At 50.3% G+C, this 20,893-nt stretch carries 19 protein-coding genes and 1 pseudogene; 6 read left to right on the forward strand and 14 right to left on the reverse strand.

All coding sequences use genetic code 11. From position 1 onward, the window contains the following. The 3 genes from BZG14_RS09265 to BZG14_RS09275 form a co-directional block, all read right to left on the reverse strand. Positions 1-1,422 (reverse strand): bifunctional enoyl-CoA hydratase/phosphate acetyltransferase, encoded by a 1,422-nt coding sequence (locus tag BZG14_RS09265; RefSeq protein WP_077608597.1) that lies wholly within the window; start codon positions 1,420-1,422, stop codon positions 1-3. Between the two features lie 56 nt (positions 1,423-1,478). Beyond that, positions 1,479-2,252, reverse strand: a complete 774-nt coding sequence (gene fabI / locus BZG14_RS09270; protein ID WP_069360927.1) for an enoyl-ACP reductase FabI — start codon at positions 2,250-2,252, stop codon at positions 1,479-1,481. A 314-nt stretch (positions 2,253-2,566) separates the two neighbouring features. Then, a complete protein-coding gene (locus BZG14_RS09275) occupies positions 2,567-3,154 on the reverse strand; it encodes a nucleoside triphosphate pyrophosphohydrolase family protein (protein WP_069360926.1) in 588 nt (195 codons plus the stop codon). A gap of 223 nt (positions 3,155-3,377) precedes the next feature. On the opposite strand from BZG14_RS09275, the gene BZG14_RS09280 reads away from it, so the two are divergent. Continuing rightward, positions 3,378-3,887 carry an outer membrane beta-barrel protein gene (locus tag BZG14_RS09280; RefSeq protein ID WP_077485152.1) on the forward strand — a complete coding sequence of 170 codons (510 nt, stop codon included), beginning with the start codon at positions 3,378-3,380 and terminating at the stop codon, positions 3,885-3,887. Here BZG14_RS09280 and BZG14_RS09285 read toward each other — a convergent pair. The 6 genes from BZG14_RS09285 to BZG14_RS09310 all read right to left on the reverse strand — a co-directional run bounded on the left by BZG14_RS09285 (position 3,855) and on the right by BZG14_RS09310 (position 9,370). Continuing rightward, positions 3,855-4,634 (reverse strand): NRDE family protein, encoded by a 780-nt coding sequence (locus BZG14_RS09285; RefSeq protein ID WP_077485150.1) that lies wholly within the window; start codon positions 4,632-4,634, stop codon positions 3,855-3,857. The genes BZG14_RS09280 and BZG14_RS09285 overlap by 33 nt on opposite strands. Next, a complete protein-coding gene (locus BZG14_RS09290) occupies positions 4,622-5,170 on the reverse strand; it encodes a hypothetical protein (RefSeq protein WP_077485147.1) in 549 nt (182 codons plus the stop codon). Before BZG14_RS09290 ends, BZG14_RS09285 begins: the two co-directional genes overlap by 13 nt. Positions 5,171-5,239: 69 nt before the next feature. Then, entirely contained in the window at positions 5,240-6,352 is a 1,113-nt protein-coding gene (locus BZG14_RS09295; RefSeq protein WP_077485144.1) for a hypothetical protein, read from the reverse strand. Further along, positions 6,349-6,936, reverse strand: coding sequence for a DedA family protein (locus BZG14_RS09300; protein ID WP_077485141.1), 588 nt, complete (start codon positions 6,934-6,936; stop codon positions 6,349-6,351). The genes BZG14_RS09295 and BZG14_RS09300 overlap by 4 nt, the downstream gene beginning before the upstream one ends. A gap of 72 nt (positions 6,937-7,008) precedes the next feature. After that, on the reverse strand, positions 7,009-7,755 hold the full coding sequence (locus BZG14_RS09305) for an SDR family oxidoreductase (RefSeq protein WP_069360920.1): 747 nt from the start codon (positions 7,753-7,755) through the stop codon (positions 7,009-7,011). 16 nt (positions 7,756-7,771) lie between these two features. Further along, complete coding sequence (locus tag BZG14_RS09310; protein WP_158011740.1) at positions 7,772-9,370, reverse strand: methyl-accepting chemotaxis protein; 1,599 nt, start codon at positions 9,368-9,370, stop codon at positions 7,772-7,774. A 316-nt stretch (positions 9,371-9,686) separates the two neighbouring features. Here BZG14_RS09310 and BZG14_RS09315 point away from each other — a divergent pair, with 316 nt between their 5' ends. Continuing rightward, positions 9,687-13,433, forward strand: coding sequence for an EAL domain-containing protein (locus BZG14_RS09315; protein ID WP_077608598.1), 3,747 nt, complete (start codon positions 9,687-9,689; stop codon positions 13,431-13,433). A 118-nt stretch (positions 13,434-13,551) separates the two neighbouring features. Beyond that, the gene (gene yddG, locus BZG14_RS09320) at positions 13,552-14,508 is read left to right on the forward strand and encodes an aromatic amino acid DMT transporter YddG (RefSeq protein WP_077485134.1); all 957 of its coding nucleotides are present in this window, start codon (positions 13,552-13,554) and stop codon (positions 14,506-14,508) included. On the opposite strand, the gene BZG14_RS09325 is transcribed toward yddG, so the two are convergent. Continuing rightward, a complete protein-coding gene (locus BZG14_RS09325) occupies positions 14,492-15,706 on the reverse strand; it encodes an RNA-guided endonuclease InsQ/TnpB family protein (protein ID WP_077485131.1) in 1,215 nt (404 codons plus the stop codon). The two genes, yddG and BZG14_RS09325, sit on opposite strands and share 17 nt — an antisense overlap. A gap of 23 nt (positions 15,707-15,729) precedes the next feature. Here BZG14_RS09325 and tnpA point away from each other — a divergent pair, with 23 nt between their 5' ends. After that, complete coding sequence (gene tnpA / locus BZG14_RS09330; protein ID WP_077485128.1) at positions 15,730-16,143, forward strand: IS200/IS605 family transposase; 414 nt, start codon at positions 15,730-15,732, stop codon at positions 16,141-16,143. Positions 16,144-16,349: 206 nt separating this feature from the next. On the opposite strand, the gene BZG14_RS09335 is transcribed toward tnpA, so the two are convergent. From BZG14_RS09335 to BZG14_RS09350, 4 genes are all read right to left on the reverse strand, one after another. Continuing rightward, positions 16,350-17,147 (reverse strand): iron ABC transporter ATP-binding protein, encoded by a 798-nt coding sequence (locus BZG14_RS09335; protein ID WP_077608599.1) that lies wholly within the window; start codon positions 17,145-17,147, stop codon positions 16,350-16,352. A gap of 4 nt (positions 17,148-17,151) precedes the next feature. Beyond that, entirely contained in the window at positions 17,152-18,099 is a 948-nt protein-coding gene (locus tag BZG14_RS09340) for an iron chelate uptake ABC transporter family permease subunit (protein ID WP_077608600.1), read from the reverse strand. Next, on the reverse strand, positions 18,092-19,039 hold the full coding sequence (locus tag BZG14_RS09345) for an ABC transporter permease (RefSeq protein ID WP_077608601.1): 948 nt from the start codon (positions 19,037-19,039) through the stop codon (positions 18,092-18,094). The genes BZG14_RS09340 and BZG14_RS09345 overlap by 8 nt, the downstream gene beginning before the upstream one ends. A 75-nt stretch (positions 19,040-19,114) precedes the next feature. Then, positions 19,115-20,029, reverse strand: a complete 915-nt coding sequence (locus BZG14_RS09350; protein ID WP_077485122.1) for a siderophore ABC transporter substrate-binding protein — start codon at positions 20,027-20,029, stop codon at positions 19,115-19,117. Between the two features lie 522 nt (positions 20,030-20,551). Here BZG14_RS09350 and BZG14_RS09355 point away from each other — a divergent pair. Then, the gene (locus tag BZG14_RS09355) at positions 20,552-20,722 is read left to right on the forward strand and encodes a XapX domain-containing protein (RefSeq protein WP_021023774.1); all 171 of its coding nucleotides are present in this window, start codon (positions 20,552-20,554) and stop codon (positions 20,720-20,722) included. Positions 20,723-20,744: 22 nt separating this feature from the next. Continuing rightward, positions 20,745-20,893 (forward strand): annotated as a pseudogene (deoD, locus tag BZG14_RS09360) (purine-nucleoside phosphorylase); the annotation flags it as partial.

A 20,893-nucleotide genomic window follows, 5' to 3' on the forward strand; every position in this document is an offset into this window, starting at 1 on the left:
CTACTTATTGGACTTATCCAGCGCTTTGCGTTGATGATCGGCAAGCAACAACGCCAGCGCGCTCGACGCAATACGGGTTAGTGCATCATCGGCACGGCTGGTGAGCATAATGGGCACACGCGCCCCCACCACCACACCCGCGCCGGTGGCATCGGCAAGATAGCTCAATTGTTTCATCAACATATTGGCGGCCTCAAGATCGGGAGCCACCAGAATATCCGCACACCCTGCAACCGGGGAGTCAATCCCTTTGGTTACGCGAGAGTCCTCGGAAACAGCACTGTCAAACGCAAGCGGTCCGTCTAAGATACCGCCCGTTATTTGACCACGTTCCGCCATTTTACACAGTGCCGCGGCATCGAGGGTCGCATTCAATTTCGGGTTAATGGTCTCCACGGCCGACAATATCGCCACCCGTGGATGACTATTGCCAATCGCATGAGCCAGTTCGATGGCATTTTGAATAATATCGCGCTTTTGAGCCAATCCTGGATAGATATTAATGGCGGCATCAGTAATAAATAGCGGGCGCGGGTAGGTCGGCACATCAAAGGCCATCACATGACTGAGGCAGTGCTCAGTTCTCAACCCACCTTCTCGTTTGACCACTTCGTGTAACAATTCGTCGGTATGCAGCGCGCCCTTCATTAGCGCCTCACTCTCCCCCGCACGCGCCATGGCCACCGCTTTTTCTGCCGCCGCATGACTATGAGGTGCATCGACAATGTCAAAGTCACGAATATCCAGCTCGGCTTTGTCCGCCGCCGCCATTATTTTGTCGCGAGGCCCGACGAGGGTGGGAATAATGAGCTGCTGTTTCGCCGATGCGACCGCGCCGCGGATCGAGCTATCATCGACTGGGTGCACCACCGCGGTGTGCATAGGTTCAGGGTGATCGGCCGCGGTTAAAATCGCATGCAATTGCCCGCGCTCAGATAAACGCACTTCAGGTAAAACGGTGCGTTGACGCCGAACTTTTTTGGTGGGGGCGAGGACGCGCGCTTCCCCTTCAATCACGGTATCACCGCGTTGGTTTTCACAGCGACAGGCAAACACAATGTGGTGATGTTTTTCGTCCATTTTATCGACACGAACGGCAACGCGCAGTACATCGCCGAGCATGACAGGGGCTTTGAACGCCAGTGTTTGTCCAAGGTAGACAGTGCCGGGGCCGGGTAGTTTCGTGCCGAGTACGGTAGAAATCAGTGCCCCACCCCACATACCATGGGCAATCACTTCTTGAAAGCGACTGCTCTTAGCAAAATCATCATCCACATGAGCAGGGTTAACATCCCCCGACATGATTGCAAAAAGCTTAATGTCTTCCATGGTGAGGCGCTTTTCTAAAAACGCCTCATCGCCTAATGAAATCTCATCGTACGTCTTATTCTCGATGACTTCCTCGTTATTCGTCCCTGACATGGTGGGCTCCTCAATAATCGATCAAGTCAAAAAAGTGTGTGTTAGCCTCGTTGCGCTTAAAACCTAAGGTGATGACCAGCATCAACGTAATGGGTTAGCCCCGTCAACACACGGCCGGCATCGGCGCTAAGGTACACCACAGCATGACCAACATCTTGTACGGTTGCCAATCGCCGAAGGGGCGAGCGCGTCTCACCATCCACGGCCAAGGCTTCAAATTCTTTTAACCCCGACGCAGCACGGGTTCTGATCGGGCCGGGGGAAATAGCATGCACCCGGATCCCTTTTGGGCCTAATTCTGCTGCCAAGTAGCGGGTGGTTGACTCAAGCGCCGCTTTGACAGGCCCCATAAGGTTGTAATTATCGACGGCTTTCTCCGCCCCATAATAGGACATGTTAAACAGCGTGCCGCCATCAGACATCAGTGGCTCCGCCTGTTTCGCCATACGGATAAATGAGTGACAAGAAATATCCATCGCTAGCGAGAACCCCTCTCGCGAGCAATCGACCACGCGACCGTGTAAATCATCCAAAGGCGCAAAAGCAATTGAATGCACAACAAAATCAACCCGTCCCCATTTTTCCTTGGCACGCGCAAATAGTGCATCGAGTTGTTGATCGTCCTGCACATCACACAGCATCAGTTCTGGATCGCCCATGGCCGCTTTGAGCGGGGTCACAAATCGCTCTGCCTTGGGTGTGCCATAAGTGACCAGCACATCGGCACCCGCTTGGCTCAGCGCTTGAGCACACCCAAACGCAATGCTGTTTTCATTGGCCAGTCCGGCGACAATGCCGACTTTACCTGCAAGTGAAAAAGGATGTTCCACAATATTCTCCCTACATTGGATAACGACGCGTTCATCGCTCAGAAACCTGAGTGATTACACTAAAACAGACATCATCCACTTTAAATCAACTGTAAACCCTCAACGTAGACTTAAATCAGCGTTAGGTGCAAAAGTATAGAAGAAAAAAGGCCGAGTGACGTGCTGGATAAAAAGACAATTTTGACAATTTTTTATGACAGCCGCGCCTTGGACCACGGCGATAAGAGCTTTCACTCTAATCGGTATTCTCGTCTCACAACCAAAAACGCCACCGCGATCAGCGGTGGCGTTTTACACAAGCGAGAAGCGTAGGACTACGCCAACTCGGCCATCACACACTTGGCAAGGTCAGCGGGACGGTAGTAGACCGATTTCATCACCTTGCCTTCACGAATAAGCTTGCCGTCCACACTGACATCGGCGGCACATTTAGCGATGATGCCATCCTCTTTGGGGCTGGCAACGACGTCTATCCCTTTTTGCGCGTAAAACGCTTGGGTATCGGCAAACTCTTGTTGATTGCGACAGACTTTACTCATATTGCTGCTGTGCACCTCATCCCAACAGGTCACAAAATCAACACCTAGGCGCGAGGCGATTTGAAGCAAGATATCAATCATGTAGCTCACTTCGAGTTGTTCCCGGTATCCACGCGACCCCATTTGAACAGCGCGCCCCATCAGCACGTAGACACTATCAACAATAGCGTCCACTTGCTCAACCAGCGAGTCGGCTTCCGCAAGCTCTGTCATCTCTTCTACCGCCAACGCCGTGTGCAAATCATCGGCCTTGTCGTCGAGAGAGTCAGGATCATTGCAGGGCAAGTCAAAGGTGGTGCGAAAGGCTTCAATATCACGGTAAAGGTGGTCGTAGATCGCTTGATTGAGAACAGCAAATTTCATTTATAGGGCCCTTTGAGAAACAAACACGCATGCATTCATGCTGAAAGACAAGGGGCAATACAATAGCACTGCTCATCAAGACTTAAAATCGATCCTGATGATTCTTTGTCACCAGACAGCGTTAAAGCACAAATATCGCTCAAGCTTGGTGTACGCACGCCGTTAACTTCTTATACTGAACCTATGATGTCAATTGCACGCTCGGTCAAAAAGGATAGTTACTATGACCAAACATGTATCGCTCGCCACACTGTGTGTTGGCATGTTGCTGGCCACAACCGCACAAGCGCAAACCTCCCCGCTCAGTATCAGCGCTAGCGCAAGTGTCACCGACGTAAAATACGGCTCTCAAACGGAGACAGGTCACACTTGGGAAGTCAATGGCACCTTACGCGTGACAGATTATACGAGCTTATATACCGGGTATGGCGAAACCAGCGCTGACTTTGACAATGAGAATGGCACCGAAACCAAGCTGACTTCATCCTATATTCCGGTTGGGTTACAAGTTAACTTTCCCATGACAATGGGCAATATCTATCTACGCGGTGGCGGCAACTACTATCAAACTGAGTTCGGCACAGATAAAGATATTGGCTGGGGCGCCACCGGCACTGTGGGATTTGAATTACAACCCACCGTTGGCCCTAAAATGGCGTTTGAATTAACCTATGCTGATAGAGGCGACGCGGAAACCAGTTCAGTCAGTGTCGGAACCAGTGTTGGCTTTTAACGGCGTAATGTTATCGGTCACCAGCGGTAAGTGAGTGACCAATGGCCTGCTAACCCGACACGGTGCACCATCGTAATAGTACATACTGGTCGTCGCCGAGCTGACGCGAATATGGGTGAAGCTCACCGTGCTCGCGTCATCTCGGTGCATACAAACAGATAAGCTACCTAATACAGGTTCGTGGCTACGATGATACTGGATTAAGTCGTGCACGGAAGGGCTCGCGTGCAGGCTTGATGCCAATAGCGCTGAGCGGGTTCGACGCGCATCATCCGGTACCACCGCAGACGACACGACAGGTGGCACACACTCAATACGCTGTAAGGTTTGCCCATCCCAGTGCCACGCCTTTGGGACCGGGCACCCAGGTGGCGTTCCAATTGGCGAAGCGGGACGAAACACCAGCAAGTTAAACGGTGAAAAATCCGTCATTGTATGCGCAGAGACGATGTGCCCAACTTGGGTTAAGTCACGTGCTCGGGCCACGGATTTAACCAGCTGACCCCGACTACGCTTGGGCACAACAGACGACTGACCTTGATAATCATTTAACAAACAGACCAATAGTCCATACTCATTCGCCGCTATCCAGGTTCCCATCCCATCAGGATCAATCGGCATGAGCACGCGTGTCCCCGCGATTTGATAAATTTTCGGCGGTATTGCACGGCTTCGACCTCGTGCCTCATCACGGTTAAAACACAGCTCAAACCCTTGCTCCGAGGTCAACCATGTCAGCGTGCACATTGATGTTGCTCTCGCTGATAACTTGCTGTCGCGGCGGCGATGCCAATCTCTTTATCCAACACTTCGCCCAGATCGTGGGCTGCTGTGCGCATCATAGCAAAATGGTGAGTGGCATGACTGGCCACTGCAATCAATTCACGCATTATGGTTGAGGGGGTGGTCACTGTGTTGGAGGCATATAAGGTGACTTGTGTCGATACGTGTATGGACTGCTTGAGTTGTTGATTAGACAGCGTGTGCAACCAGCTGGCTATGGCTTGCCATTCAGCTTGGGCAAGCGATTTATCGGTTTCTACACGATGGCCTCGCCGGCGTGCATCTGCATCCATGACGCCACTGCCCTCTCCTTGGTGTAAGGCCCAATACATATCAAGCGCATGACGCATATGTTGGCCAATGGTGCTGGTAAACCCATCAGCCTGCATACGACTATAAGCTTCGTTCGTGACACTCGCCAGTAGCTGCTGTGCCTGATAAGCCACATCCAGGTTACCACGAATAATCGCACTATCTGCTTTGGTTAGACTCGAATGCATACCCTCACCTTAGTACATGTTGCGGCAATTTGGCGCCATCATCTTCATACAAGCAGATGTCATGCCGTTTTAGTCCGTTCCTGGGTATTGCTTCATCCAGCGCCTTTCTTGATACCAGGCGCGTAGCAACGCAAACACAGAAGGTGGTTGGTGCCCCCGCAATCGCAAGCGTGCGCCAATATGGTACAAATGCCGATATTGGTGCAGAAGTGCTCTGATGGCTTGGAAATAGCCCCCCTCACTGTCCCAAATATGCGCCGGCTCACTACTCGCGCCGTTGATCTCGACAATGCACAGCCCCTTCCCTTGTTGTAACGACGCGATATCGCGAAACTTGATATCGAAACGGCCGAAGTAAAAGCCATTAATGTCTTTGGCGATTGTATCTATTTTTGCCGTCAGCGCCGGCGTCACCCAAGCCGCCCCATCTTTAAAGATGGCACCGCGGCAGTGGCTACCCGAGAAGGCTAGCGGAATACGTACGCCAGCTGGTATTACCTCATCAAGCTGATGATGGTGGCGCTGATGATAAAGATGTCCACGCACAGAGGCGGCATCATGGTGTTGGATAAGCGCGGCTAAGGTGCGCCTACCATCACCGATCACAGCGGGCAAGTATTTCAACCCGAGGGAAAATATTTGCCCCCTTTCCTCACCGGGATAGCGAATATAGAAAACCCCCGCTTCCGCGTCGTAAGGTGCCAATGCTTGGAAAATAATGTCTCTGTCGGGTGGAAATGTGCGGATATAGGCGAAGAGCTTTTTTTCCGTATCAATGCGCTGAACACCAGCCCCTCGACAGCCTTTGTCCGGCTTAGCCACCAGCGGCATAGTGATACCTGCCTTCGCAAGTTCGGCAAGTAGCGTTTTTTTAATGCTGGGGGTGATGGCATTGGGCCGCGTCCATCGCCAATAGGCAGCGATGTATGGTTGCGCCGTGTCGCCCGCTTGAGCAAACACCTCTGATTTAGCCTCACCCACCATTCCAGAAAGGGAGATGCCTGGGTTGGCAATCAATGACAATGTCAAACTGCGATAGTAGAGGCCAAGCCCGATTGATTGAACCACGACGGGCGTGTAGAAACACCACGCCGGCAGAAACTCAAACCAGCCCAACGGCCGTGACACAGGGTAATTGGGCATGCCAGCTTGACCGATGAGCATCATCGAGGGCTTTGTCATACCGATCCTTTTGCGGGGGTTAACAATGCGCGACGACGAAGAAAACGATTCATCAGCACCAACGCGATAACCGCAATAGCAAAGGCCCACCCAGTGAGCTGTTTCTCTGCTAGCCATTCACTGTGCTCAATGGTGAATGCCCCCCAAAAGATCACGCCTGTCCAACAGGCGGTGGCAACCCCCACGGACAATAAAAACGTACGAAACGGGATAAAAAGAAACCCACTGAGGCTGTAGGTGACCGTTCTAAGCCCGGGAATAAAGCGTATAAGAAACAGGTTTAAAAAAGCATGCCGACGCAACAAGTGGCGCGCGTCACGGACGCCTTTTAGCATTAACAGACGGGCACGTAAACGCCGGTAGCGTCGCGCGTACCGGCCCAGTAAGAATAGCGCGATATCACCACTGGCAATACCAATAAAGATAGCCAGTAACGCCATAGGCCAGGCTAATACCGCTTGAACAGCAACAAAAGCAGCCAGCGCGATCGCACCATCTTCAAAGACATACGAAGCAAATATAATCACAAAAAATAAACCCAGTGACGGTAAGGTCGCCAAACTGGGTATTATGTTCTCAACCATTGGCTTTCTCCTCCTAATTAATCATAGACAGAGGAAAACCCAAGTTACTTACAAATTGATGAAAAAACGCGGTTACATCCCCCCCGCCACATCAAATAAGCTGCCTGTCGAGTACGAGGCATTATCAGATAATAACCAAGCAATCATTTCGGCCACTTCAAGGGTAGAGCCACCACGCCCGAGTGGAATGTTATCCGCTACGCGGGCGACACGATCCGGCTCACCGCCTGCGGCATGCATATCCGTATCGATGGGTCCTGGCCGTACCGCATTCACACGAATACCTTCACGCCCCACCTCTTTAGCGAGCCCCATGGTCAAAGTATCAAGGGCAGCTTTGGTGGCTGCGTAGTCAACATATTCATTGGGCGATCCGGTTTTTACCGCTGCGGAAGATACGTTGACAATCGCGCCACCGTTCCCGCCGCGGGACTGCGCCATGCGGTGTACCGCTTCGCGGCAACACAAAAAGGCACTGGTGACATTCGCTTGGAACATCGCGTTGATCCGCTCGGCATCCATACTGCTCACCGCCGACTGTGGCAACATGATCCCTGCGTTGTTAACCAGTGCAGTGATATTTCCCAAACGGTTGTCTGCTTCGCTAAATAAGCGCTTCACGCCCTCTTCGCTCGACACATCCGCCTGAACCGCAATGGCATTGACACCAATCGCTTGAAGTTCATCAACAAGCGCAAAAGCAGATTCACTGTTGCTCAGATAATTGATGCAAATGGCATAGCCACGCTGTGCCAATAGTTTTGCCGTCTCACGGCCAATGCCGCCACTTGCCCCGGTTACAATCGCAACTGGATTCATTGCTACTCCTTTTCGCTTAATCCGCCGATACCGGTGGATAATACCCCATTCTCACTGCGCCCCAATGTTGACCTGCAACGAAAAGAGGGACAGAGAGATCATGCATTACCTCACCGGTATCGCGCTTGTAGGTCTGCAGCAACATGGTATCAGTATGTTGACCGCAACGCCTACCTGTTCGGTCATCAAATAAGCGTTTAGTCCGGTTTCCGGTGATATCTTGCGCATAATCGCCGGTGAGAGGCTGGCAAAAGCGCTGATTATGCGTGGGGACGTAGCCATGGTTGTCATTGGCAATTACATAAACAATGTTCTCATCAGCTTCAAGAATCGGCTCTTGAATAGGCGGTAAGATCCGATCACACAAGCTATCAAATCGGGTGGTATATTTTTTAGGATCGGTATTCGCGATCGGCTGGTAGTGGCGATCAAACAAATCACTTTTACTGATCTCACCCTGCTCGATGGCTTGTGCAAACGCCACCTCTATGCGATCGCGACATAAACTGGCCGCTTTGAAAAAGCGTTGATGCGGGCTCGCCTCAGACAGCTCGGCAAAAACGGCATTGGTTTTTTCGGTGGTTTCCATCAAGCCTTCCGCTTCTTGGCTCAGCGCAATCACCTGGTTATCACTGTCTTTCAATCCAGTCCGCACTTGGGTCAATGCTGAAGCAATTTGCTTGAGGCTTGCACTGTTTTGTGACGATCCATCCGCCATTTGTCTCACGGCGGCTTCAACCTGATCGGCTCTGGACGAGAGGTCGGTTAAAATCTCTCCCCCTCTTTCAACATTCAACGTCCCTGACTCGACATCCGATGACAGCGTTTGAATATGGGTCATCACATTACTCGACTCTGTCATGATCTGTTTTATGATTTCCGCGACTTCACTGGTGCTTTGTGACGTACGCTGAGCAAGCTGACGCACTTCGTCGGCCACCACCGCAAAGCCACGCCCTTGCTCTCCCGCTCGTGCTGCTTCAATGGCGGCATTCAACGCCAATAGGTTCGTTTGCTCTGCAATCGCATCAATGACTTGTGCGACATCACTCACTTTATTGACGTTAGCGTCTAGCGCTTTAATACGTGCCACTGTTTCAGCCGTTTTTTGGTTAATATCACGCATTTCCTCAATGGAGTCCGTGAGCTTATCGGCACCTTCCAAGCTCAGATCTCGCATGCGCGTCACTTGCTCAACAGACGCTGCCTGCGCTTGGCAGGTATCAGCCAACGTCTGTTCGATATGCTGTGCCGTCTCGGTCACTTCCACCACCGCAGAAAATTGGTCGGTTAGTCGCGTTTTCAATATATCTGAGCGATGCGAGACTTCCGCCGCATTCATGGCGTTCATAGTGGCGCGCGTTGCTAATCGTCCAACCGTCTCCATCGGTAGCGTTTGGGTTTCCTCCTCAATATCCTGCCTCGATACCTCCTTGGGTGTCGACGCGTACACCCTCATTGCCAACACAGTCACGAGCGCTTGACAAGCCAGTAGCCCCGCCACGCCATAAAACTGCTCGGAAAAAAAGCGCCCACTCACCAACACTAACAGTGCCAACGTGGTGCCTATGGCAACCCAAAACCATGATTGTTTGTTCATTGCATTCCCTGTCATCGAACCACCTTTGTTCCTCACTGAACCCATTTTATCCAACGTCATGGCATGCGGTCGTATCACGACACACAGAACGGCCACGCTTTATTTATTGATGCCATGCTTCATGCCTAATCGCGGTGAAAGTGATCAAATTTCGACTAAAGCACTAGATCGAACACGCTTGTAACCAAACCATTCTAGGCCCCAGCTACTACTTAATAAGGCGCGACATAAATCAGCACCGGCACAAATAGCGGAAACGCAATAAACGTCGTTAATTCTTAGGAAAAATGCGCTAAGCTACGGCTAGGTCATTGTAAGTAATGGGAGAGCCATGCTCCGCGGTCAACGAGTGCGTCAGGCGATTCACGCCTTTTTGGTATTGATGACAACTAGCTTCTCGCTGGTGTGCTTTTCTTTAGCTGTCATTCCTGAAAGCGAAGAGTTTGCCGTAATCTGGTATGTCTCAGCGGCCGGCGCATTCGGGTTTAGCTGTTTTCCTCGTTACGCGAGACTCTTCGCCGCCGTCGGTTTTTTTGTTGGTGTTTACTGTGCAGACACACTCATGGGGATTTCCGCGTCGCTCAGTGCCAGTATGGCCGCCGTCAACACCGCGACGGCAAGCATCGGTTTTGGAGCTTATCGTTTAGTGCGTAAACGTTACGGTGATCCCCTCGAGAGTATGTGGCCTTTCATCCGAGGACTCGCTCCCACTCTCTTTTTGAGTCCGCTAGTGGGTGCGATATTTGGCGCCAGCGTTCAATCAGCGGGCACCAACCAACCCTTCGATTATCTTCTACTTCGCTGGTTTATTAGTGAGTTTGTCGGTTTTGTCGCCTTATTCCCTTTATTGCTAGTTATTAAAAAGCATCTCAACCATGGATTTGATGAGCCATTAACAAGGCAAGGCACATTTGGGACCTCTTTGATCACCCTATTTGTAGGTGCATTCCTTGTTATCATCCTCTTACTGACTCTTTCCCCTCATCCGTTTTTAGTACTGACTGCCCTATTTGTATTGGCCGCAACGTTGCAAAACCGCTTGATTGGCTTAGGCTGCATCGCACTGACTCTCTTGAGCTTTGACATTTTGTCTGCCCTTGGCGCACTCACATTTCAAGTGAGCGCGGACCAAAAGGCTTCACTGTCTCGGATGGCAATGGCAGCCGCGGCCATGGGCACCGGCGTGGTGATGACACAGCTGGCATATAGCTATCGCCGTCATCAGCGGCATCACATTGAGCAGCACTCGCTGCTCACGCAAGCCATGCACAACTCTTTGATTGGGATGGCGATACTTGATCCCAGAGGTATCATCCAAGATGCCAATGCCAGTTTGGCGCAGTTTTTTGGCTGCGAGCGCCACGTGCTACTCGGCTCGCATGTGTCTTTGTTCACACGAGAACAAGACCAATCGTCGCTGAGGGATTATTTTAATGATCTGATCATGGGCCATTCTGACAATAAGCGATTGGAAAAACGCTTTGTGCGCGTGGATGGGGAGATAGTATGGGGACGCCTCTCCGTCACCGCGGTGCGGGATAAACACGCTGGGCATGTCACTCACTTAATCAGCCAAGTCGAAGATATTAACGCCCTCAAAGCAGCACAGCGGGAACAAAAACGTTGGCTTGAGCGTTGGCGTTTTGCCCTCGATATCAACAAACTTGCCGTCTTTGAGCTCAACGTTGATACGGGCGCACTCTTGTTTTCTGGGTGGTCAGCGCCTTTGCTCGGCATCAATGCCAAACAGATACGCACCTACCAAGACTGGGTCAGTCGCATACATCCAGATGATCGCGCCGCCTGGGAGCAATCTATGCGCCTGCTGGTCGACAAACACACCGATWGGATGGTGGAGGTATTCCGGTTTAAAAATGATGCGAACGCCTATCGCTATCTGCGTCAATCGTCGGCACGGCAAACGGGGGAAGAAGCCGAAACCGTCTTGAGTACCGTGATTGACATCACTGAGCAGTATCTAACTAACCGGCAAACAGACACCTTACGCCGCCGCCTAGAAGCCGCGACAAAAGCGGCCAATATTGGTATTTGGGAGTATCACGTTAACGAAGACAGGCTAGAGTGGGACGCACAAATGTACCGCCTCTATGATGTCCCCGAGGCCGAAGGCAGTGAAACACTCGCCACCTGGCAGCAACGTCTTCATCCAGATGATGCAGAGACGATCAACCAAACACTCCAGGACGCGCTTACGCATCATCAACGGCTCGATACCCAATTTCGTATCATTGATAGCCAAGGACGCATTCGCTACATCCGTGCTCTCGCCAGCTTACAAATAGACGATAATGGCAACACGGTACGGATGATCGGCGCCAATTGGGACAATACCGAAATCAACGAGCTTAACCACGCACTGGCCCAAGAGCGTGAACAGCTGGATGTGGTGATGAACTCTATCAACGATGCGGTGATCACCATCGACGATCAGGGCAACTTGGCCTACCTCAACAACACCGCGCAGTGGCTTGTTGCCAATGATAGCGTGCTGCCACTCGGCCAACCTGTGGACGCGGTTTTCGAGCTTTACAACAACCAGCAACGGGTGCTGCTTTCCAGTTTTAGCAGTCAACAAACAGAGACTTTTTTTGAAACCCAAATACAAGACGCCTACCAACTGGTTCTAGCGGGCGGCAAACGTGTGTATGTGTCGGTGGCTATGTCCCCACTGACCAGTAACCAAAATGGTCAACACGGGTATGTGTTTGTGTTGCGAGACGTGTCGGATGAGCATGCGCTGATGGCACAGTTAGACTACAACGCCAATCATGATTCGCTCACACAGCTACCCAATCGCCGCGCCTTTGAAACCCTGATGGAAAATCACTTGTCCCGCGAGAGTCAGTCGCCTTCCGTGCTAGCCTTTATCGATTTAGACCTTTTCAAAATCATCAATGACTCGGTCGGCCATCACGCCGGTGACGAAGTCCTATGCCAGGTATCACAAGCCTTAGCCGATAACATACGCAGTGATGATGTGGTGGCGCGTTTGGGCGGCGATGAGTTTGCGTTGCTGCTCACGCACTGCAACATGCACGACGCGAAACATACGATCGCCGACTTAATCAAACAGCTTGAACACTTGTCTTTCTCCTATGGCGAGCGCATTTTTGCCATCAGTGCCAGTGTGGGGTTAGTGGATGTGAACGATGCGACATTAACCCTCTCGGATTTGATGAGTCGCGCCGATGTGGCGATGTATGAGGCTAAATCGTCAGGGCGCGGCCAGATAGTGGATTACAACGATATCTCAGGAACCGCGCAGGGACGCCACAGTGACATGCAAATGGTGGGAAGAATTACACGGGCACTGACTGAAAACCGCTTTGCGCTCTATGGCCAACAGGTCGCCCCCGCACAAGGGCCTGTGGTTGAACACTGGTACGAGCTGTTAATACGCATGATAGATACCGACGGCCATATTATGAATCCGGGGGAATTWATTCCTGCTGCCGAAGCCTTTGGTTACATTCGCGATATCGATGGCTGGGTAGTGAACTATGTGCTCAATACGCGCGCCGCGGAGTTGGCAGAGTCAGGACTCAGGTTCAACATCAACCTCTCAGCAAACTCAATCAGTGACCCAAAATTTCAGGCACAACTCAAACAGCTATTAAGCGCTTCTGTCCTTCCTGCCGAGCGACTGTGTTTTGAGATCACTGAATCAGCACTCATTAGTCATTTAAACACAGCCGTCTCTTTTATCGACGAACTACGCCACCATGGCGCGCATGTCGCGCTGGATGATTTTGGTGCCGGTCTCTGCTCGTTTCATTACTTAAAGCTGTTCAATGTGGATGTGGTTAAAGTTGATGGCCAATTTGTGGCTAACCTGACCGACCGAGAAAACAAAATCGATCGCGTCATACTGGAGTCCATTGTCAGCATTTGTGACACCATGGGTTACAAAACGGTCGCGGAATGGGTCTCCGACGAAGAAAAACTTGCCTGCGTACAAGAAATTGGCATTAACTACGTGCAAGGGTTTCTTATCGACTACCCAACACCGCTTGATACACTGCTTGCCACGCATACCCTCACACCGCCGAGTCACTGACGGTGCCCGACGACCACCGACTACTGTTTGACTCATTCACCTAATACGCAGTGGCGATGGTGGTTGCACACGTCCAATAAAAAAGGCAATTTAGAGGTTTTGCTTGGACGGCTACCTCATGAACCGATATACGCTGGCCGGATGCGGCGCCATCATGCTTTGGAGCAGCAATGTCGCCTTTATCCGTCATGTCACCGAACTGCTTGGGCCACTCGGTGGGGCAGCGGCGATCTATACGCTTGCCTCTCTTTGTTTGATTGTCGTCGTCGGCCTCCCCAAACTCAACACCTTCCCGCGCCAATATTTGCTGATTGGCGGCGTTTTATTTGTCGTGTATGAATTGTGCTTAGCGCTCTCACTGGCTTGGGCGAATACCCGCACCCAAGCGATCGAAATGGGGGTGATCAACTACCTCTGGCCGTGCTTAACTGTCTTGTTTTCGGTTATTTTGACCCGTCAGAAAGTAAGCCTGTGGCTCTATCCTGCGTTAGTCGTCGCCTTTATGGGCGTGGTGTGGACAGTAGGAGGCAAGCAAGGCGTATCTTGGTCTCACCTTGTGGCCAACATTCAGTCGAACCCGGTTAGCTATATATTGGCGTTTAGCGGTGCGATTATTTGGGCGATTTACTGTAACCTCACCAAGATGCGCGCGCAGGGTAAGAACGGGATCACCTGGTTTTTCTGTGCCACCGCGGTCACTTTGTGGGTGGGCTATCTCGCCTCTGACGCACCCGCCATGCATCTTTCATGGCAAACCAGCGGCTATGTGCTGCTCGCTGGACTCGCCATGGGAGGCGGTTATGGGCTGTGGAATATAGGTATTCTCAAGGGCAATTTGATGGTCTTGGCCACCCTATCCTATTTCATCCCTATTTTGTCGACCTTATTGTCGGCCGTGTTACTTTCGACTTCGTTGACGCTCACCTTTTGGCAAGGCGTGGCCATGGTCACATTTGGCTCACTGGCCAGCTGGTGGCTAACGCGTGAGCCCGTAAAAGCCGCCAATGAACAACTCCCACTAAACGCTGCGCGTTTTGACGGAGTTTCAAAAAGAAAGCCTAAGCTGCCTCTTTAGGCTGGTTCCCAGCCTGAATACCTAACGCCCAGTTTAAATTAACTTGCGCACTGGCTACATCTCGGGGCTTCTCACAGCCACAATCGCATGAGTGCCAGCGATCAGTTAAGGTTTTTTTCTTCTTAGCTCCGCAGTCTGGGCAGGTTTGACTTGGCTTAACTTGCTTTGTTGGTACTTCAACGTATTCGCTACCAGCTTCTTCCGCTTTATAGGACAGCAAATTAAGAGTCATGGCTGGCGCGGTATTCAGGGTTTCCCGATTCAAGCCAGCCTTTTGTTTTACGTTCTTCCCATGCTTCTCAGCAGTCCCTTTGGCGGTGCTGGTCATGTTCTTAACGGTTAGTTTTTCAGTGGCAATTAATGCCGCCACTTTCACTAATTTTGTAGTTTCTTTATGAGTAAAATCGAGTCGTTGACGGGCGATTTTTTGGTGCAATTTAGCAATTCTGTGCTTCAGTTTGCGATGGGCGCGAGTCCCCCTTTTTGCTAACGCAAGGTCGCGTTGCAAAGAAGCTAATCGCTCTTTGCTGTTTCTCAGGTAGCGAGGGTTTTCGACTTGCTCAAAATGACCATCTTGATCGATGGTTGAAAAATAATGAGAAACACCCCAATCAAGACCAATGGCTTTAGTGCCACACTGTCTTTCAATGGAATCGTATTCCATTGAAACCGAGATAAACCACTCACCATTCTTGCGAATGATCTCGGCAGTTTTTGGCTTACCGCCAGCGTTTCTGGCTTTGCCTCGGATCTTAACGATGCCGACATTAGCCAGATAAACTGCGCCATGTTTTTTCTCTTTTAGGTGAAGTTTCCATCCATCACCATGCGCTTTGTAACCCCAGCCTTTAAATCGTTGAAATGGCTTAAATCGTGGAAAGCCAGCTTTCTTATCGCCTTTCTTCAATCGACGAAAAAATCCGTCAAAAGCCAATGCAACACGCTTTAAAGTGACCTGCTCGCTCTGAGCGTTGGCATTGAAAATGCCATGCGCTTTGCGAGTGTTGCGCCAGAGAGTATTAATTTTGCACTGCTCTGAAAAGCTAAGGCCATAATCAGAATTGCGGTAAGTTTCGATGCGATCACGTAAAGCCCAGTTGTACAACTGGTGATGATGCACAAACAAATCCATCAGCGACTCTTCTTGAGAAGCCGATGGTTTCAGTTTGTATGTGACTTTACGGATTGCTTTTTTCATACAAATGATTATATTTAGTTGTTATGAAAAAACAAGCTCTAAACACGCTTTATCACAGCGTTTATAACATTCACTACCATTTGGTTCTTGTGACTAAATATCGCCGTCATTGTATCACGCCAGAGGTTGCTGCGTACTTAGAGTCTCAGTATAAAAGATTACTGGAAGCTTGGGATTGTGAACTCTTGGAGTGCAACGGTGAACCAGATCATCTTCACCTTTTGATTTCTGCGAACCCCAAAATACAACCAAGCAAAATGGTGAACAGCTTAAAAACTTCCACATCAAGACTTGTTAGAAAGAAGTTTTCTGAGTACTTGGGTAAGTTTTACTGGAAGCCAGTTTTTTACAGCAGAAGTTATTGTCTGGTTAGTTGCGGAGGTGCGCCACTTGAGATCGTGAAGCAATACCTAGATCAGCAAGAAGGGTTTGATTAAAGCCACCACTTCGTGGTGGTGCGCCTTTCACCACCACCTAAATTAATTTCGCTTAGGCTCATTATATTTAGATGGAGCACTTGGCGCTTTCGGGTAGACGTCAACAAGTGAGCGCTCAATGACGCCTGAACGCCCTCATTATATGAGGCGTGGCGGCGAGATGACACAGGCGACTAGCCGCGAGTGGCGGCTAGTCGCCCAGAAAGTTAGGACTCGATGGCGGCCATCGACGGGGACGGCGTCGCGACGCCATAATACAGACAAATGCGCTGCCCGTTTATCTCCTCCACTTCAAAATCAATCTCGTAAATCYGCTCCATGATGGGTTTAGTCACCACATCTTTTACTCGACCACTGGCAACAACCTCACCCGCTTTCATCGCAATCATGTTATCGGCATAACACGCACTAAAATTAATATCGTGCATCACGACCACGACCGCCTTATTGTATCGGTGTGCCAACTCTCGTACCGTTTTCATGATCGCCACAGAATGACGAATATCGAGATTGTTGAGTGGCTCGTCGAGGAAAACATAGTCAGTGTTTTGCGCGACCACCATGGCAATGAATGCCATTTGCCGTTGGCCACCACTGAGCTGATCAATAAAGCGATCTTGCAACTCTGTTAGCCCCAGCTGCGCTAACGCATCGTCAATCATGGCATTGTCTTGTTCGGATAGCCGCCCTTTGGAATGGGGAAAGCGTCCAAACGCCACCAGTTCACGCACCCGGAAGCGCATATTGACGTTGTTTGCTTGACGCAACACGGCCAGCCTTTTTGCTAATGCCTCATTGCTCCATTCACTGAGCGGTTTATCGCCAATCAAGACTTCACCCGCATCACTGTCTGTCAGCCGGCTCGCCATCGACAGCAGCGTACTTTTCCCCGCCCCGTTAGGGCCGATGATAGCGGTCACTTTACCGAGAGGAAACAGAGCACTGGCTTGATTCACCACCTGTGCTTGGCCGTAAGCTTTCGATAATCCAATTAATTCAATCATAATGTTAAAACTTGTTTTTCGTCAGGAGATACAAAAAGTAAGCCCCACCGACAAAGTTAATGATCACACTCACCGTGGTCTCAAACCCAAACCATTGCTCGACAACATACTGGCCACTTAACAACAAAAATGCCGCCAACACACTCGTGGCCACAATTAAAAATCGATGCTCATAACTGACAAACATTTGCCGCGCAAGGCTCACCACAACCAAACCAAAAAAGAGCACCGGCCCGACCAAAGCGGTTGATAAGGCAATCATCACCGCAATCACCATCATTACCTTTAGGGTGAGTCGACGTGTATCGATGCCAAGGCTGGTCGCGTTATCCTCACCCAACAAGCACACATCAAGCTGATTGCTCAATCGATAGAGCACCAGCAAACAGGCAGCGAGTACCGGCACACTGACATAGACCAGTTCACGGTTGGCATTATTGAAACTGGCGAACATCGCATCTTGCAATACAGCGAACTCACTCGGGTCAACCAACAAGGTAAAAAACTGACTGATACTGCCAAATACGCTACCTAGCACGATACCAATCAACAGCAGGGTGTAGATGTTGGCGCGATGGCGACGAAAGTAAAGTGTGAACAACACAGTCGCGCTGATCGTCATTAGCACCACACTGGCGGTAAAGTTCGCGTAAGCATTGATCAGCAATACGCTACTTGAGCCGAATACCACCAATAAAACGGTTTGCAAAAGGACGTATAAACTATCGAAGCCCAGAATCGAAGGCGTCAAAATCCGATTGTTGGTGATGGTTTGAAACACCAGCGAAGAAGCCGAGATCGCCACGGCAGCGAGCGTAATAGCTAAGACCTTAGGGGTTCGTCGTGAAAGAAAATACGCGTAATTATCCGCCGTTAATCCATGCCCTAAAAAGTACCCTGCTACGAGCACCACACCCATTGCGACAAGAGAGAGCTTGATACCATCACGCATTGGCTTTGTCCCTCATCACCAGATAGATAAACACCGCACCGCCTAAGATAGAAATAATCATCGCGATCGGGACTTCATAGGGGAAGATAATGACGCGGCCCAGAATGTCGCAGCTCAGCACCAACACCACGCCCCAAAAGGCTGTCCAAGGTAGGTTACGTTTAATGTTATCGCCCATAAAAAGCGAGACAACATTAGGCACAWTTAAGCCAAGGAAAGGGATAACGCCGACAATCATCACCACAGCGGAAGACAACAACGCAACCACCATGACACCAAATAGCACCACCTTTTGATAATCAAGGCCGATGTTTTTGGCAAAGCTTTCACCAATACTGGCGGCGCTGAATTGGCTGGCATACGCATAGGCGATACCACATACTGGAATAGCCACAAAAAGCACTTCGTAATTTCCCGCCAGCACCGACGAAAAGTTGGCGACCGTCCACGCTTGCAAGGTTTGAATCAGATCGTACTTATAAGCTAAAAACTGGGTCAGCGAAGAGACCACATTGCCGTACATGATCCCTATCAAGGGAACCAGCACGGTATTCTTAAACTTCAGACGTTGGAGAAAGTGGACGAACAACCAGGTGCCGGCCATTGCCATTCCCACAATAACGGACAGATCCAGCCATTGGCTGGCCCCCCCAAACATAACCAACGTCAGTACATAACCCAGCAGCGCACAATCAATGGTGCCCGTGGTATCAGGCGCGGCAAAGCGGTTTTGGCATATCTGCTGCATGATGAGTCCAGCCACACTTAAGCCCGCACCAGCCAGACAAATAGCCAGTAAACGAGGAATACGGCTGGTGGTAAAAATCGTCCACGCTTCTGGGTCGCCCGCCCATAAGCTCGCGAGGGACACATGCGCCACACCAATGGATATCGACAAGATCGCCAACACCACAAGGACAGGAATAGAAAGATACTTCACAGAATCACTACCGTTGAGGTCTAGAACCACAAAGACCCAGGTCCAGCCTGGGTCTGCTTGTTTGTCGTATGATGATTAAAGCACGCGGTTTACATCATCAATCATCTTATCCATCGCCGTCATGCCAGCCATAGTGATGTACCAAGCGGTTGGGTCGAGATAGCTGATACGTTGCTGTTGGTGAGCTTGCGTTTTATTGACCAAAGGATTGTCAAAACGCGCTTTCGCCTTGCCTTCACCTTCCCCAATCGCCTGCTCACGATCAAGGACTAATAAGACATCTGGGTTGGCGTCAGCAATATATTCGAATGAAATCAAGTTACCGTGTGAGCCGGCGACTTCCACATCGTCGCTTGTCGCTGGCTTTAAGCCTAGCTCATCAAACACCATACCAAAACGACTATTCTCGCCAAACATCGCCACTTTACTACCGTTACTCATGACCATCAGCGCGTTAAAGTTGTCCGCCACCGCTTTCTCATGCGTCTGCGCAATTTTGCTGCTCATTTGCTCAATAATTGCGTCGACTTTATCTTGCTTATTAAACACTTCGCCAAGCATGCGCCAGTTGGCTTGCACACTTTGCCAATAGTGCTCGTAGTCGGCTTTAAACATGATAGTCGGCGCAATTTCCTCTAACTCGCCCATGAGCGATGCCATACGCGCTTCCGCAATGATCAAATCAGGCTTTGCGGTAAAAATGGCTTCATAGTCAGGCTCTTTCACCGTCCCGACCGCAACATATTTATCGTCTTGATAGGTTTTAGCGAGATAATCCGGCATTAAGGACTTCACCACGCCAACAGGCTCAACGCCAAGACGATCGAGTACATCTAAACTGCCTTGCCCCAAGACAACGACGCGTTGTGGTACGCCGTCGATTTCAACCGTGCCCATCGCATGGGTGATTGTTTTCGCCGCAGCATGGCCGCTTAGCACTAAGGAAACAGTAAGAAAAATAAATTGAAAAAATGAACGAAAAGCTTGCATAGCCCTTTCCTCGTAAAAATCGGTGGAGGAATGCTAACGCAGTTGAATAATTAAGTCACGAATAGAAGTGAGAATTATTCATATTTATAATGTTATTGATCAAGCGCATGGCATGAGGCGATAGGTTTTGCACGCACAAACCAGTCATCATGTCTTGCATTCAAGCATACCAACGACGCTTACCAAAACTGTTTTGATCTTGCGCAAAAAAACCGCAATTGAGTCGACGACATGCGGACAATGCGTCACTAGCACGCGTTATAGAAACGAAAAAACCGCGCGACTTGCGCAAAACGCAAGCGATTGCATCGACACTATCAACATATTTAGTAATCATTAAGGGTTTTACGCGCTAATATGGGGATAGTTGTGATCAGGATCGCGCGTAAATGCGCACGGGTTACATACACTGGGCCCATCTCATGCGGAACCACTTAAAAGACAATAAAGACAGCTATGACTGTCGCAATTTAGGTACCGATTTGAGCTGGACTGCACCTAACTAGATGTTTGAGGGTTATAATGAACGAAATTTTACTTGCGGTCGTCGCTGGTGCCATCGTTGGCTTTTTCTTCAGCGCGATCAAGTTACCATTGCCTGCTCCCCCGGTCATTTCTGGGATCATGGGCATTGTTGGTATCTACCTTGGCGGCATGGCTTACCAAGCCGTGATCGAACGCTTTTTCTCTTAACTAAAGATAATTGGAGCACACTATGGCTACCCCACATATTAATGCTGTAGACGGCGCATTTGCTGAAACTGTCCTCATGCCTGGTGATCCGCTGCGTGCGCAGTACATTGCCGAAAACTTTCTCGAGAACGCGGAGCGCGTAACCGACGTGCGTAACATGTTCGGCTACAC

Source organism: Salinivibrio sp. IB282, from assembly GCF_001995685.1.
In the GTDB taxonomy this organism is placed as follows: Bacteria; Pseudomonadota; Gammaproteobacteria; order Enterobacterales; family Vibrionaceae; genus Salinivibrio; species Salinivibrio kushneri.